Here is a 13,921-nt window from a genome sequence, read left to right on the forward strand (position 1 = left end):
GTCAAAGTGGTTACCTTTAGGCGCAACGAGGATAGGCAAGCAAGTTTACTGCCTGTCGTCGCTGCGTGCAATTGTCGCGGCTTAGGCTTTTGCGCTTCTTTTAGCTTTGGCCTTGATCGACAAGGTTAACGTGAAGGTGGCCATTGGCTCAGTACCATGTAAGCTGGGGCAGGTCACCACCACTGAAACGGGCTTATTGATGCGCTCGCCGCTGGCTAAAGACTCATCAATCATCTGATCAATCACATCGCCATCATGGCTGGTAAAATGCACCTGCGCTTCGGGGCGTTTTAAAAATTGGCCTTGTACATCTTTAAAGGCAAAGTTGGCATTAACACCGCGATCTTTGGCTTTACTAAACACAGAAAAAGCCCCGGCTAAATCGGCGCCGATGGCCAAAGCACCAAAATAAACACTGCCTAAATGATTTTTAGTGCGCCAAGCATGCGGCATGGTAATTTCTACCGTTTTTTCATCCATGCGGACAATTTTCGGTGAACAAAAACCAATTAGCGGAATATAGCGCCAAGCGAATAACTTTAAAAACCAATTGGCTTTGCGTAGTGAGGTTGCCATATCTAAAACTCAAAATTGTTTGCTTTAGCCTAGCTTACCACTGGTCTGACCAAAAGCAAATTGGCGATTTCGCTTAGCGCTAGTTGGCCTTGGCTTGTTGCAATGGCCGATGTTCTAACCGATTGTAATCTAGCCAGCTGCCGTCAATGGGGTAGCGCTGTTGAAACAGCTGGTTAAGTTTGTCACTAAACTGCCAAAAGTCCGGATGGTGCCGACCAATGCCAATGTCGTTCAGCAATTGTCGATACTGTTGCTCAGTGTGCATTTGCTGCACTTGTGCTACAACTTTAGGCAACTGTGCTTCGGATATTTTCCAAAATGCATCGGGGTAACTGCCTAAAATACCGCTGACTAAGGTGGTGGTATCTGCAGCCGGATGACGGTTTTCTTCTTCTTTTAATAGGCTGCTGACATTAAAGTGGGCGCTATTACGGATCAGCGTAAATAATTCTGCGGCACGGCCATCGGCAGGTTCCAGCATAATAATGGTAAGCTCAGGCAATAGTGTCGCATTGGTGCCTTGTAGCTGCCCTAATTGAGAGAGCAGGGTTAAGCTGTTGTTGTTTAATTGGCTATCGCTTAATTGATAACGCTGCGGTTGCACAGCGTGTAATTGCTCTGCAAATAATTGATATAGTTCGGCTTTGTGATCTGGCGTTTGAAACGTGATGCCGCTGGGTTGTGAAAAGGGGTTAATGTCACCTTTAATAAACTCGGTCAGTTCTGGACCTGCTTGCTGATACCAATCTGCAAATTCTTGACGGCGGCTGGCCTCGGGTAAAAAGGCTAAGAAATTCGATTCACCCTCCATGCGCAGAAAATCCATATACAGCCGTGTCATCAATTGATGACCGTAATTACCATAAACGTCGAACCCGGCTACCAGCAAGTAGTGGATGCGTTCAAGCAGCGCATAATCAATAACCCAAGCGGTTTTAGGAGGTTCGCCTAGTAACCCTTTTACCACAGTGGCATTGTCAAAATGCCGAAAAACGGTGAGGCTAGCATTTTGATTTTGGCCATCGCCATCCCATAACACGTCAGGGGTTAGGTAGGCGCTTTGTTGTAAATGCTCATTTAAAAAAGCGCTACGTGCTTGCAGATAATCGCCTTGTCGAGCAGCAAAGCCGACCCAGCTCACGGCAAAGGTGGTACTTTCTTCTTCAGCCGGTAAGCGCAAATTGTCTTGTTGCGAGAGATAAAAAGCATTTACGGCGGCACTTTCAGCGAGTTCGGGTTTAATAAAATATACCCAAAACCGATCGTTAATGACATTAAGCGCCACCTGGCCTCGGCAAACTGGGCCTTTGATGTAGCCCATAATGGTATTTTCTGCACGCTCTAACATAAAGCGATAGCGGGCGTTCACTGGCAGTTCTTTAAAGGCGGTCAGTGGGTTGGCGGCGATCTCGGGGGCATAGCCGGGTAACGCACTCACTTGATAGTCGGCATCTTTAAACCAGCGTTGCCATTTTTGCAGCAAGCTATCATTGATGTCATAAGGTTGATGTGTTTTATTAACAATGGTGTCGCGCACGGCTTGTAGCCGATAATAAACGCGCTCAACTGCTGGATCATCATAAGGTCGGCGCCCGGCAATCACCTCAATAGCTTGGCCTGGTGGTGTTTTTGAGCGCAAAAGTCGAAAGAATTGCGGCCGTTCGTTGTCATCATGCAGTGCGCTGAAATACAAATGAGACGTAAATAAATGCTCGTAAATATAGCGAGCACTTAACCGAGTTTTCAAATCATCAGTATTGAGCCATTGCTCAAGCTGCTGCACAGCGGCTTGGTGTGCGGCCGGTAATGACGCATCCGCAGGAAAATAAGCGCCGGCGCTAAGCCAGTTGGTTAAAAGGCTATGTTCTTGTGCATTTAAACCGGGTAAAGCATATGGCATTCCGGCATAAGGCTGCGCCTTGGCATAACTAGCAAATTCACTATCTGTTGGGCATTGCTGTTGACGATTCAGGCTTAAATCAAATTGTTCTGTCATCGCATTAGCGTCTGGTAGCGGATGTGCTTGTTTTAATTGCAGCATTTTCGTTATTAAACCGGTGGTGATCGGCGCATCGGCTTGTTGGTTTTCCAGCACTGAAAAAAAGCCACGTTCACGCCATTCTTGCGTGGTGGCAGCATCAAGATGCAGCCGGTTCGGTATTGCGGCTAATAAACGTGTGCCATCGTACACTTTTTCTTTGTGCGCGCCGCGCGCAAAACCTTGCGGTGCGCTCATGTTCAATTGGCAAGGGGAGTCGTAACAGGCATGACAAACCACGCAGCGAGACTCCAGCAGCGGTTTTATCTGTTGTTGGTAATGTGCAGCAAGCTCTGGATCTTGGCTGATTAACGGCTGCGTTAGGCTGTCGGTAGCTTTGCCGCGAGCTAATGGTGATGCCCGATCTGCGAAGTACAGCGCCGCAACAATCGCGCATAAGACAAGTAATACTCGCCATTTGTTTGATAAAAATACTGTCCGTTTCAAAATAACTCCCTACTTTCTTAAGCAAATATACTAGCCGTTCTTTGCTAAAATTACTAACCGCAACCAAAAAACCGGCTATTAAAAGTCGTTGTGGTGTCGAGAATGAGATTTTTTAGTATTGATTAAATGTTGTTGATGTTAAGGCGCTTGTCGTGTTGTTATGAGTGGTTCAACAATAAAATTAAGGAATGAGCATGAGCGAGCAAGAGGATGCTGCGGTGGTTTTCACGGAAGATGACTTTGCCAAAATGACGGTATTTAAGCGCTTTGAAGGCGGTACGGTTTACACCTTTGATACCGATACGCAATTCTTAGTGGTAGTTGACGAAAGTACGATGGCTTTTTTACTGGAAGAAGAAAGCGATGACATGGAATTTATCAAATGCACCGCATTTGCCACTGCAGAAGCCCGCTTAGCGTACTTACAAGCTAAATACCCAAGCGGTGAAAACGATTACCCTGATTTTTAGCTTGCTTATCGCTACAAGCGGGCTTTACATTATTTGATGTTCTGGATCTACTTGTAGATTGTAAATTTATTTATTTAAATCAGTGTTTTGTGTTTTGTGTTTTGTATTTTGTGTTTTAAGTCGTTGGTATTTTTGTTGCTTTACCCGCCACTTTACCCACCATTTTGCTCATGCTTGAGTTGTCGCTCAAATAACAGGAAACATCTATTGCTACTACAGGCATGCCAAACATCGAAAGGTGCTTTTATGTATCTGCATCATTCGTTTTGCTTCGCTCAGAACGATTTGCTTCCCCTCAGGTGTATCCAAATCGAGCTGCTTAACGGGCTTGATCTTTGGCCGTTGAGCAGGTTCGGTAACACCCTATTTTGCAAGTGGGTTTTCTTTCATCTTAAGGCTCTAGCTGATTCTTTGGCTGCTTAGCGGCTTGATCTTATCCTACAAATTGCAGTGTTTACTATCTGCGAAGGGCGTAATTTACGAAGTGCTGAGCAAAGTGTCGTATTTTTGCTTGGGTGTTTGTCGTGTTTTTGCTAAGCTGATGTAATATCATACCGGAGGTGCTTTGTGCCAAAGTTAAGTTTAAAGCAACAAGTTGAGCAGCAAATTAGCCGTACTAAGCAGGATGTTTTTCTGCGAGCTGATTTTGAGCAATTGGGTGGCTATGATCAGATAGGGCGGGCACTGCGAGAGTTAGTGGCTGAGGGTAAGCTACTGAAAATTGGTTATGGTTTATATGCTAAAGCCCGGATCAGCAGCATCACAGGTAAACCTATGCTGGCATCTAATGGTGGCTTTAAGGCGGTATCTGAACAAGCACTGGAGCGGTTAGGGGTTGCCTGGCAGCCATCAGATGAACTGGTGCTCTATAACAAAGGTGAGACCACTCAGGTGCCTGTGAATGCCACAGTTATTGTAACAAGACGTTTTAACCGCAAAATTTCGTTACGTGACATGCAGTTGCGGGTTGAGCGCGGCTCTTAGTATTGGAAGCCGCTGAGCGCAAAAGCGCGAATGAGCGACTTTCTACAGCGACGTTTGTAGTGGCAACCGGCAAATATGTTGATGAGGGCTTTGATTTACTAAGGCTAGATACCTTGTTTCTTGCCATGCCAATCGCCTGGAGGGGAGCGCTTGCGCAGTACGCCGGCAGGATCCACCGTGAGGTAGATGGTAAAACTCTGGTTACAATCCATGATTACGTTGATAGCGATATTCCAATGCTGCAGCGTATGTTTGCTAAGCGGGAGAAAAGTCACAAAGCAATGGGATACAAAATGAAGATTGTAGTTGATTGTGGTACTTCTGATTTGGTTTAACGTCTAGCTATCGTGCGCTACGCCATACTTATCGCGCATATTGGCGTTTTAGGTCGGCAATAGATTTACGTTCATTACCTTTTTTCAACGATAGGCCTTCATAACTTAAACTCACCTTGTAATTTTCCATATTAGGGGTAAATTTAGGCTTGCGCTCATCGGTGGTTTTCGTCGCTGTATTTGGCATAGTTACACTCCTAACATTGCTAAGATTCTAACGTATTAACGGCGATATTTCCATCTGAAAGGCCCCACTTGTAGATATCCAGTATGACACAGGGCGGAAACCTATTAGATTATAGTGTTAAAAAATGGAAACAGTTATTTATGGTTTACCTGGTCTTTTACTCGTTCGAGCATTAACTGCAAAGCACTTTCAATTATTTTTCCGGGTTTTTCTCATGAATTTTAGATAGCATAGTTAAATTTAGTTGTGCCGCTTTGCTGAGCTTTACAGTCGAGAGGTCTTTGCTCTCATTTTTTAGCTTTCCGGCTTAGCATCTCATAAAAAGCTTTATGCATATTTTTGGCGATATAGCTTGGCCTGGCAAGGGGGCTCAGGTTCGTTACAAGATCTGTTTTTGAGACATCGCCCTGGGTATCAGCTTTAATATTCTGTGTTTGATTACTGCTTTTTCTACAATTATGGTGCAGCTATATACGAGCATAACCAAGTTGAGGGATTCCACTGCTAACACAAGGACGGGTATGCAACAGATAGGTATTTACGAGCAACTTATTACTCAATTAGTCGCTAACCGTCTTGATCGTGACAAGTTTTATGTCGGGGAGCGTGAGCTAACGAGCGCTGAGGCATCCATTTGGTTGACGCGTTTTTTATCCCATATTTTGGAATACGCCATTGAGGCGGTGCCTGCTAGTGATGATCGTTTGCAGCAGCAAATTGACTTATCCAATCAATTATTACTGTGGTTAAAGTCGCAAATTCAAGATAAAGAATTTATCGATGAGAATTTGCTCTGTAGCCAAGGGAAAATTTTAACTGCGCTCTATGAACTGGAAAATCCGGTTGCCGCCGACTTAAAAAGCTATATCGATGATATTTTCCCATTAACTGGGCTTAGTCAAAGCGAGCTGTTCTGTGGTAGCAATGCCGGCTTATCACTGGAATCTGAACTTAAACGCGAAATTTTATCGGCGGATAAAATCTATTGGTTAGTCTCTTTTATCAAGTGGGCAGGGATTAGGATCTTTCGAAAGGAGCTTGAAGCCTTTACCGCCAGTGGCCGCGAGTTAAAAATCATCACCACTTCCTATATGGGCGCGACCGATGCCAAAGCCGTTGAGTACTTAGCTAGCTTGCCCAATACCGAAGTAAAGCTCAGTTATAATACTGAGCGCGAGCGCTTACACGCTAAGAGTTATTTATTCTTGCGTAATACCGGTTATCACACGGGCTATATTGGCTCTTCTAATCTATCGCATTCAGCCTTAACCAGTGGCTTAGAATGGAATTTGAAAATCACGTCGCAAGAAATTCCGCATATTATCAATAAATCGTTGAGTACCTTTGAAACCTACTGGGCTTCTAACGATTTTGAACCTTTTAGTGGTGACGCCGTTTGTAAGGAAAAACTAAAAACAGCATTACAACAACAGCGAAGCAGCGGTGAACATGCGCAAAGCCACTTTTTTGATCTCACGCCCTTTGCCCATCAGCGCGAGATTTTAGAACAGTTGGCGGTAGAGCGCAGTGTCCATCAGCGTTATAAAAACTTAGTAGTAGCTGCAACAGGAACAGGTAAAACGCTGATCTCTGCCTTTGATTTTGCCCGTTTTGTTAAAACTAAACCCCAAGCGCATTTTTTGTTTGTGGCGCATCGGGAAGAGATCTTGCTGCAAGCCCGAGCGGCGTATCGTGGTGTGTTACGCAACAGTGGTTTTGGTGAGCTTTGGGTAGGTGGGCATTCGCCAGCCCATTACCGACAATTGTTTGTGTCTATTCAAACCTTAAATAATCAGCTAAGCCAACTGAGCCTGACTGCCGATTATTACGATTATATTGTGATCGATGAAGTGCACCATATCACCGCGCAAAGTTACCGTGCGGTTTTAGATTATTTTAACCCCACCATTTTGTTGGGTTTAACGGCCACGCCGGAGCGGCATGATGGTGGCGATATTTTAGCGGACTTTGGTGGTGTGATTGCGGCAGAAATTCGTTTACCTGAAGCGATTAATCGGCGCCATCTCTGTCCGTTTCAGTATTTTGGTATTGATGATGATACCGATTTACGCAGCATCCCTTGGGCGCGCGGACGCTATGATGTGGCTCAGTTAACTAATCTGTATACCCATAATCAGGTTCGGGTGAACAAGATTTTGCTAAGTATGCAGGAGATTATTACTGACCTAAGCCAGATGAAAGCGCTGGCATTTTGTGTCAGTAAAGATCATGCCGCCTATATGGCACAGCAATTCTTACTAAAAGGCATTAAGGCCGATGTGCTGACCAGTGATAACAGTCAGGATCGACAGCAAAAGCAGCAGGCCATTCGCTCAGGCCAAATCAATGTGCTTTGTGTTGTAGATATTTTTAATGAGGGTGTCGATATCCCTGAAGTGGATACCTTGTTGTTTTTGCGGCCAACAGAGAGCTTAACGATTTTCTTGCAACAACTTGGTCGGGGCTTGCGGTTAGCCGATGGCAAACAGTGCTGTACTGTACTGGATTTTGTTGGCAACTCGCGCCCCGAATATAACTTTGCGCATAAGTTTCGCGCCTTAATTGGCCGAACAAACCGCGCCATTACTGAAGAAATAAAACAAGGTTTTCCGCACGCCCCACTGGGCTGTCGTATTGAGTTAAGTAAACGCACGCAAGAAATGGTACTGAGTAATATTCGCCAAGCTACGCTGACGTTAACTCGTTTATTAGCGCTTATCCGGCAGTATTCGCAGCACTCAACATTACCGTTAACGCTATGTAATTTCTTACGCCAACATCCCTTTATTAATTTGCATGAATTGTATAAACGCGGTTGTTGGGCTGAGTTGGTACAAAAAACACAGTACTCTGTTCAAGAGCCAAGCTCTGTTATTGATCAAAGCCGTGACAATTGGTTTCACATGGGCAAAAGAGCCATTTTTAACCGAATTCTGACCTGTGATGACCATCATTACTTAAGTTTTCTAAAACAGCTTTGCTTGAATAATTTTGCCATTACGGCTGACGCTTCGCGTTACCCCTTAATGTGCCATTATGATTTTTGGCAAAAAACAGGCACAGAGGCTGGCTTTAACTCCTTAGCGCAGAGCTTTGCTGAGTTGAATAAACTGGGTGTTAAGGCGGAATTGCTCGATGTGCTTACCCAGCAATTAGCGCAAACCAAGCACCAGCAACTGAGTATGGAAAATCTACCTGAGGTGTCATTAAGGCTACATGCCCGTTATGCACGCGAACAAATTCTGGTGGCGTTTGGTGCAACCACTTTCGAAAGGCAAGCCCCTGCGCGCGAAGGCGTATTGGTATTGAAGGAACAAAATATCGAACTACTGTTTGTCACCTTAGATAAAAACGAAAAACACTTCTCGCCAACCACCATGTATCACGACTATGCTATCAATGAACACTTGTTTCATTGGCAGTCGCAAAATAGTGCCAGACCCGATCGTGGCCGTGGTTTAGAGTACGTTCAACAGCAAAAGCTTCGAAAGCGAGTGTTCTTATTTGTGCGCGAGCAAACCAGTGATGAGTATGGCCGCACCATGGGGTTTGTAAATTACGGTGAAGTAGAATATGTCTCGCATGCCGGCTCACAACCCATGAATATCACCTGGCGGCTAAAAAAACCTATGCCAGACTTTATGTGGCAACAAGCGGCAAAGTTAGCGGTGGGGTAGGGTTAGCTATGTGATGAGAGTAGTTACAATCTATGTTCCGTCACTGAGTTAATCTGAAAGATGAATTGGTATTAAATGACTTGGGATACCGGAAAAATAAAAAGCCCTGTTAAGTCAGGGCTTGGTGCGTATTGAACAGCTTGAGCAAGCATTAGAAACTATTCAATGTTTTGGATCTACTTGTAGAGTGTAAATTTATTTTTGTTTTAAATCAGTTATTTGGGTTTTATATTGTTGGTGTTTTTGTGGTTTTACCCGCCGCTATATCCACCGTTTTTCTTATGCTTGAGTTTGTCTATGCTTCTCCTATTTAACTCTACAAATTCAGCTGAATTCACCTGGTTAATATGTGGCGTTAATTAATCACCAGCCCCACTTACGATTAGTGAGGTGAATATACTTGCTATTCACCTCACTATGTGAGTAGATTGTATCATGTATTCACCTCAATCAGCAGGAGCCTCGCCTATGTGGATCTGGCAACAACCAGACTGGCCCGGCCGTAGGCAAGAGACGTTACAAGTCTTTCGTTATGATCATACGGAATTGACGCCTAAGTTGCGTGAACTGCACTTTTTGCAGGGCATACTGCTGGGTAAAATGGGTGTGCAGAACAATCAGCAGGCTGCGCTGGATACCATGCTTGCCAATATCCTTACATCCAGTGCTATCGAAGGTGAGCGCCTTAATCATAGTGTGGTGCGTTCATCATTAGCCCGAAAGCTAGGTATTGATGAGCAACAAAGCGTTGCAACGACAGCGCAATCAGATGGCCTTGCTGCGATGGTGACCGATGCTATCGGTAATTGGCAACAGCCATTAACGCAGGAGCGATTATTACAGTGGCACTCCTGGCTATTTCCGACCGACAGCTCACTAATGCAGAGAGTGCAGGGCGGGCAGCTTCGCGGTAACGAGCCGATGCAGGTGGTCTCCGGTCGGATAGATCGTCCTAAAGTGCATTTCGAAGCACCACCACGTGAAGTTTTGGAAGGCGAGCTTAATTGCTTTATCGACTGGTTTAACCGCTCGCGGGATGATGCCAAGTTAGACCCGCTGCTACGCGCAGGTATTGCGCATTTCTGGTTTATCACACTCCATCCACTGGAAGATGGCAATGGCCGCTTGGCCAGGCTGCTGACTGATCTGGCGCTGGCGCAGGCCGAACATCAGTCGATCCGCTTTTATGCCATGTCGGTTGCTATCCTGGAAAGGCGAAGCAGCTATTACGACATTCTTGAGCAAAGCCAAAAAGGCGATACTGATATCACTGCTTGGTTGGTTTGGTTTCTCGACACGCTAGCCGCTAGCCTAAAGCAGGCGCTGGCTGATATCGAACAAACGCTGCTAAAAACCCGCTTCTGGCAACGGGTAGACCAAACCCAACTGAGCAAAGAGCAAGTAAAAGTACTAAACCGGTTGCTGGATGGCGACTTCAATGAAGGCATCAGTAATAGCCAGTACGGCAAAGTGGCCAAGGTCAGTCCGGCAACCGCAAGCCGGCATTTGGCACAGTTGGTAGAAATGGGGTGTTTGGTTAAAACGGCTGCTGGGGGAAGAAGTACTAGATATATGATCTCGCATTAGCGGGCGTTTACAGCCTTATAATGCAAAGTATCTAAACAATTCCAAGATCGCCATCCTTTTTACTCTTTGATGTCAATCGACAGAATCACCCAGTTGGTTTATAATTACCCAAAAATATTTATATTTATAAACCGGAGGTCAGTGTGATTGGAGAGCGCATAAAACGAGCCCGTGCAGCCGCTGGCCTGTCGATGCAGGCCTTGGGTGAGCAAGTTGGTATCAGTGCCAACATGGTTAAAAAATACGAGCACGACCAGAGTATGCCTTCGTCGGGAGTTTTACTTAAATTGGCGACGGCTTTGTCGGTTCGTACTGAATACTTCTTTCGCCCAGCACAGGTGACTTTGGGTGAGGTGGAGTATCGTAAAAAAGCCTCAGCTTCAGCTAAGTTGCTAAAGAAGATTGAGTCTGATGTGGTTGACCAAGCCGAACGCTGGTTATCACTTAAAAATGTATGGCCAAACTTCCCGATAGCGAGTTTTAACTACCACCCCGACGTTCCTGTTGTAAGCACTTTAGACGCAGTAGAGCAGGTTGCCGCCAAAGTCCGTACTGATTGGCAGTTAGGTATGAATCCATTGCCAGACTTAATCGACTTGCTTGAGTCTAAAGGTATTTTAGTCATTGTCAGCAACGTACCCCAAGCAGATAAATTTGATGGCTTAGAAGCTAAGATTTCAGGGCAGCCTATCATTGTGGTATCTGCGCACTGGCCAGGGTGTCGTCAGCGATTCACGTTGGCACACGAACTTGGTCACCTGATTTTACATGGCCTGCTAGATGATTCTGTTGACGAAGAAATGGCATGTAATCGTTTTGCGTCAGCATTTTTATTGCCAGACATTGGGCTTTATCAACACATAGGTGAGCAGCGCTCGAACATTGATGCTAAAGAACTTTACTTTTTGAAGCATGAATACGGTTTAAGCATGGCGGCCTGTTTGTATCGTAGTGCTGATCTTGGTGTTATAACTCAAGAGAAAAAGCGCCAAATTTTTATCCAGTTTTCTCAAAACGGCTGGCGTAAGCAAGAACCAGGGAAGCCTTACCCTCAAGAGCAAACACTGCTGTTTGAGCAACTAGTCTATCGCGCCTTAGCTGAGGGGATCCTTAGCGAGTCGAAAGCCGCTGAATTGTTACAAATATCGGTTATGGCACTGCACAAGCAACGCCAAATGTTAGCTGAGGCTGTATAGATGTACTTGTTGATCAGTGATGCCAATATTCTCATTGATCTCGAGGAAGGCCAGTTGCTGGAGGTCTTTTTCAATTTGCCCTACCAATTCAAAGTTCCTGATGTGTTATTTCATGAGGAGCTGAGTGAGCAACACGGCTTTCTAATTGATTTAGGCTTGTCTCTGGGGGAGCTAAGCCCTGAGTCTATGATGTATTCTTTTGAGCTGAGGCAAAAATACACAGGTCCAAGCATGAACGATTGCTTTGCACTTGCGTTGGCGAAACAAGAACAGTGTCCATTGCTAACTGGGGATATGGCGCTTAGGAAGGCGGCTGAAAAAGAAGCGATATTAGTTCAAGGTACGCTATGGGTTGTCGAGCAGCTCGTCACCCATGGTGTATTGTCAGTTGAAGGAGCCCTAGCTGCCTACGATAAAATGGCAAAAGCTGGTCGTCGCTTACCTTGGGCGCTTGCAAAGCAGCGTTTAACCCAATTATAGACTTTGCACGGCCCCCGATTGCCCCACTCCTTGGGGCAGTGTAATTTCCTCTTATTCACCCTCTAAAGCTCGGCATATCAAGTGTTGCCCCATTGTCCCAACTGCCCACGGTAAGTGAGCAAATGGGGGATTGTTAGTTTCGCCTGATGGGCCTTTTCGGCATGCGGCTGCGTTTGCCATCGAAGAAGGCTAATACTCTGAACCAATAGAGTGATTCTTCATAACCTAGGCTGTACGTTGGGCGTGCAGGCGGGATGAGTCCCAGTTTGCGTCCTAGGCTGACCATAACGTAGAACGTGAGTTTTAGCGTCAGCCAAGGAGCGAGTACCACGAATACCATCAGGCAATGCCGAGTAAGTGCGTAGCCTATACCATGAGGTTGTTCGAGTAAGGCAATGCCAATACACCAACCAAGCCCTGCCAGCATGGTGATTGGAAAGGTAATGGGGGCAAGTCGCATCATAAATTGCATGTTAGCGCCCTCCTGTGTGGTGTTGTGAAGCGGGCTCAAAGTTCACCAATGGTTCAACCACATCAGCCACGGTTTGATGGGCAATACGGCGCTCTTCAAAGTAATCGTGGCGGTCGTAGATACCCTCAACGCCTTTTAGCTTATGGTTAAGACAGCGTTCGGCTACGTTGCCTGCAATACCCAAAGAGGCGGCAAGGCTGCGAAAGGTGCGGCGCAAATCGTGTACGGTGAAGTGTTCAAGTTTGCCCATTTTATTGGGAGGCTGTTTTTTGCGCCCAGGCTCGCGACCAAAGAGCTTAGAAATGGCACGGTTTAGCGTATCTGGCCCCATATGTGGACGATGGCTTGCTCGTCTGGCTGGGAAAACATAAGGCGAGCCACAAGCGCGGATTTGCAACTCGTTAAACCAAGCAATGGCTTGGCGTGGTAAGGGAATGCTGATTGGCACGCCGGTTTTGCTGCGTTCTTTGGGCAGATCCCACACGCCTGCGGTTAAATCCATTTCACGCCACATGGCTTCGCACAGTTCGCTTTTGCGTACACCCAATACCAAAAACAGGCAGCAAGCGAGGTAGTTGTCGCGGCCAAAGCTATTGATATGGGTATGAAACACGCTAAAGGCGTAGTGAATTTCCTCTTTGCTAAGCATCCTGTCTTTACTGGACTCCACGCCACCGGCATCGTCTACGGTAAATGCTGCGGCTGGGTTGTTCAGCGTTAAGTCGAGCTTTATCGCATGCCGAAATAGCTGCTTCATGTACATCAAGGTATCGTTGGCAATGGTAGGGCGGTTACTTTCTCGAATGCGCTCTAGCACCTCCCGCACGTCACGTGCGGTCACCTCAGCAATACACTTAATGCCAATGACTGGGCTTATGTCTTTGGTGTAAACCCGATACGGAATCTTGGGATGCTTAAGTCGTCGACTAAGATCGGTTCGATACCAGTCATGGAACAGTTGATCCACGGTTTCAATGTCAGGTAACTCGATTTTCTGTTTTTCTAGAAGAGGATCTATGCCGTCACGTACTTCCTTTCGAAAGTATGCGGCGGCAATTCGAGCGTCTGCCAATGACATTAAAGGAAATTGCCCCAAGGTTGCTTCTCGTCGTCCTTTGGCTGTGGTGTAGCGGATCATCCAGTAAGGCGAGCCTTGTTTGCGGACGCAAAAGTATAACCCTTCACCATCTGAATATTTTTTGGGGTCGGCTTTGCTGTATGCAATAACCTGTTTTGCTGTGAGTTTTCCCATGTTTACTCCATAGTTGCTGAAATAATGGAGGGGGCAATAATGGCTGCCCACCACCGATTTGCTTATTGAATCAGCAGCTAACCTGTTGTGGTGGCGAGTTAAATGCGAAAATTGGGTAACTTACTGCCCACCAATTTGCTCACCGCAAAATGCTTATTGAGCAAAAATGAGGGGGCTGCCCACCATTCTGCCCACCACTAAACAGGTAGTTGGTAACGGA

11 protein-coding genes and 1 pseudogene are annotated in these 13,921 nt (G+C 45.9%); 7 read left to right on the forward strand and 5 right to left on the reverse strand.

The genetic code is table 11. The features are described 5' to 3' along the window. Window positions 1-81: 81 nt before the first annotated feature. On the reverse strand, window positions 82-576 hold the full coding sequence (locus JAO78_RS00075; RefSeq protein ID WP_226749315.1) for a PaaI family thioesterase: 495 nt from the start codon (window positions 574-576) through the stop codon (window positions 82-84). A 79-nt stretch (window positions 577-655) separates the two neighbouring features. Further along, window positions 656-3,061 carry a fatty acid cis/trans isomerase gene (locus JAO78_RS00080; RefSeq protein ID WP_226749316.1) on the reverse strand — a complete coding sequence of 802 codons (2,406 nt, stop codon included), beginning with the start codon at window positions 3,059-3,061 and terminating at the stop codon, window positions 656-658. A 194-nt stretch (window positions 3,062-3,255) separates the two neighbouring features. Here JAO78_RS00080 and JAO78_RS00085 point away from each other — a divergent pair, with 194 nt between their 5' ends. From JAO78_RS00085 to JAO78_RS00095, 3 genes and pseudogenes are all read left to right on the forward strand, one after another. Beyond that, complete coding sequence (locus JAO78_RS00085; RefSeq protein WP_226749317.1) at window positions 3,256-3,531, forward strand: hypothetical protein; 276 nt, start codon at window positions 3,256-3,258, stop codon at window positions 3,529-3,531. A gap of 567 nt (window positions 3,532-4,098) precedes the next feature. Further along, a complete protein-coding gene (locus JAO78_RS00090) occupies window positions 4,099-4,515 on the forward strand; it encodes a conjugal transfer protein (RefSeq protein WP_226749318.1) in 417 nt (138 codons plus the stop codon). 2 nt (window positions 4,516-4,517) lie between these two features. Beyond that, window positions 4,518-4,850, forward strand: a pseudogene (locus JAO78_RS00095) (TOTE conflict system archaeo-eukaryotic primase domain-containing protein); the annotation flags it as partial. A 28-nt stretch (window positions 4,851-4,878) separates the two neighbouring features. Here the strand turns inward: JAO78_RS00095 and JAO78_RS00100 are convergent. Continuing rightward, a complete protein-coding gene (locus JAO78_RS00100) occupies window positions 4,879-5,037 on the reverse strand; it encodes a hypothetical protein (RefSeq protein WP_226749319.1) in 159 nt (52 codons plus the stop codon). A 521-nt stretch (window positions 5,038-5,558) separates the two neighbouring features. Here JAO78_RS00100 and JAO78_RS00105 point away from each other — a divergent pair. From JAO78_RS00105 to JAO78_RS00120, 4 genes are all read left to right on the forward strand, one after another. Beyond that, window positions 5,559-8,714: a DEAD/DEAH box helicase gene (locus JAO78_RS00105; RefSeq protein ID WP_226749320.1), complete on the forward strand. Its 3,156-nt coding sequence runs from the start codon at window positions 5,559-5,561 to the stop codon at window positions 8,712-8,714. A 468-nt stretch (window positions 8,715-9,182) separates the two neighbouring features. Then, complete coding sequence (locus JAO78_RS00110; protein WP_226749321.1) at window positions 9,183-10,301, forward strand: Fic family protein; 1,119 nt, start codon at window positions 9,183-9,185, stop codon at window positions 10,299-10,301. A gap of 143 nt (window positions 10,302-10,444) precedes the next feature. Continuing rightward, a complete protein-coding gene (locus tag JAO78_RS00115) occupies window positions 10,445-11,497 on the forward strand; it encodes a helix-turn-helix domain-containing protein (RefSeq protein WP_226749322.1) in 1,053 nt (350 codons plus the stop codon). Beyond that, window positions 11,498-11,977, forward strand: coding sequence for a PIN domain-containing protein (locus JAO78_RS00120; protein ID WP_226749323.1), 480 nt, complete (start codon window positions 11,498-11,500; stop codon window positions 11,975-11,977). It begins immediately after the preceding gene. Between the two features lie 133 nt (window positions 11,978-12,110). Here JAO78_RS00120 and JAO78_RS00125 read toward each other — a convergent pair whose 3' ends face one another. Together JAO78_RS00125 and JAO78_RS00130 are read right to left on the reverse strand one after the other, a co-directional pair. Further along, on the reverse strand, window positions 12,111-12,440 hold the full coding sequence (locus tag JAO78_RS00125; RefSeq protein WP_226749324.1) for a hypothetical protein: 330 nt from the start codon (window positions 12,438-12,440) through the stop codon (window positions 12,111-12,113). 10 nt (window positions 12,441-12,450) lie between these two features. Further along, window positions 12,451-13,701 (reverse strand): tyrosine-type recombinase/integrase, encoded by a 1,251-nt coding sequence (locus JAO78_RS00130; RefSeq protein ID WP_226749325.1) that lies wholly within the window; start codon window positions 13,699-13,701, stop codon window positions 12,451-12,453. Between the last annotated feature and the right edge of the window lie 220 nt (window positions 13,702-13,921).

Origin of the sequence: Alishewanella maricola (assembly GCF_016343785.1) — a bacterium.
In the GTDB taxonomy this organism is placed as follows: Bacteria; Pseudomonadota; Gammaproteobacteria; order Enterobacterales; family Alteromonadaceae; genus Alishewanella; species Alishewanella maricola.

Excerpts from the sequence above, each read along its gene's own strand:
- JAO78_RS00075 (WP_226749315.1), bottom strand. The coding sequence starts at position 576 with ATGGCAACCTCACTACGCAAAGCCAATTGGTTTTTAAAGTTATTCGCT.
- JAO78_RS00125 (WP_226749324.1), bottom strand. The coding sequence starts at position 12,440 with ATGATGCGACTTGCCCCCATTACCTTTCCAATCACCATGCTGGCAGGG.
- JAO78_RS00100 (WP_226749319.1), bottom strand. The coding sequence starts at position 5,037 with ATGCCAAATACAGCGACGAAAACCACCGATGAGCGCAAGCCTAAATTT.
- JAO78_RS00120 (WP_226749323.1), top strand. The coding sequence starts at position 11,498 with ATGTACTTGTTGATCAGTGATGCCAATATTCTCATTGATCTCGAGGAA.
- JAO78_RS00105 (WP_226749320.1), top strand. The coding sequence starts at position 5,559 with ATGCAACAGATAGGTATTTACGAGCAACTTATTACTCAATTAGTCGCT.
- JAO78_RS00130 (WP_226749325.1), bottom strand. The coding sequence starts at position 13,701 with ATGGGAAAACTCACAGCAAAACAGGTTATTGCATACAGCAAAGCCGAC.
- JAO78_RS00110 (WP_226749321.1), top strand. The coding sequence starts at position 9,183 with ATGTGGATCTGGCAACAACCAGACTGGCCCGGCCGTAGGCAAGAGACG.
- JAO78_RS00085 (WP_226749317.1), top strand. The coding sequence starts at position 3,256 with ATGAGCGAGCAAGAGGATGCTGCGGTGGTTTTCACGGAAGATGACTTT.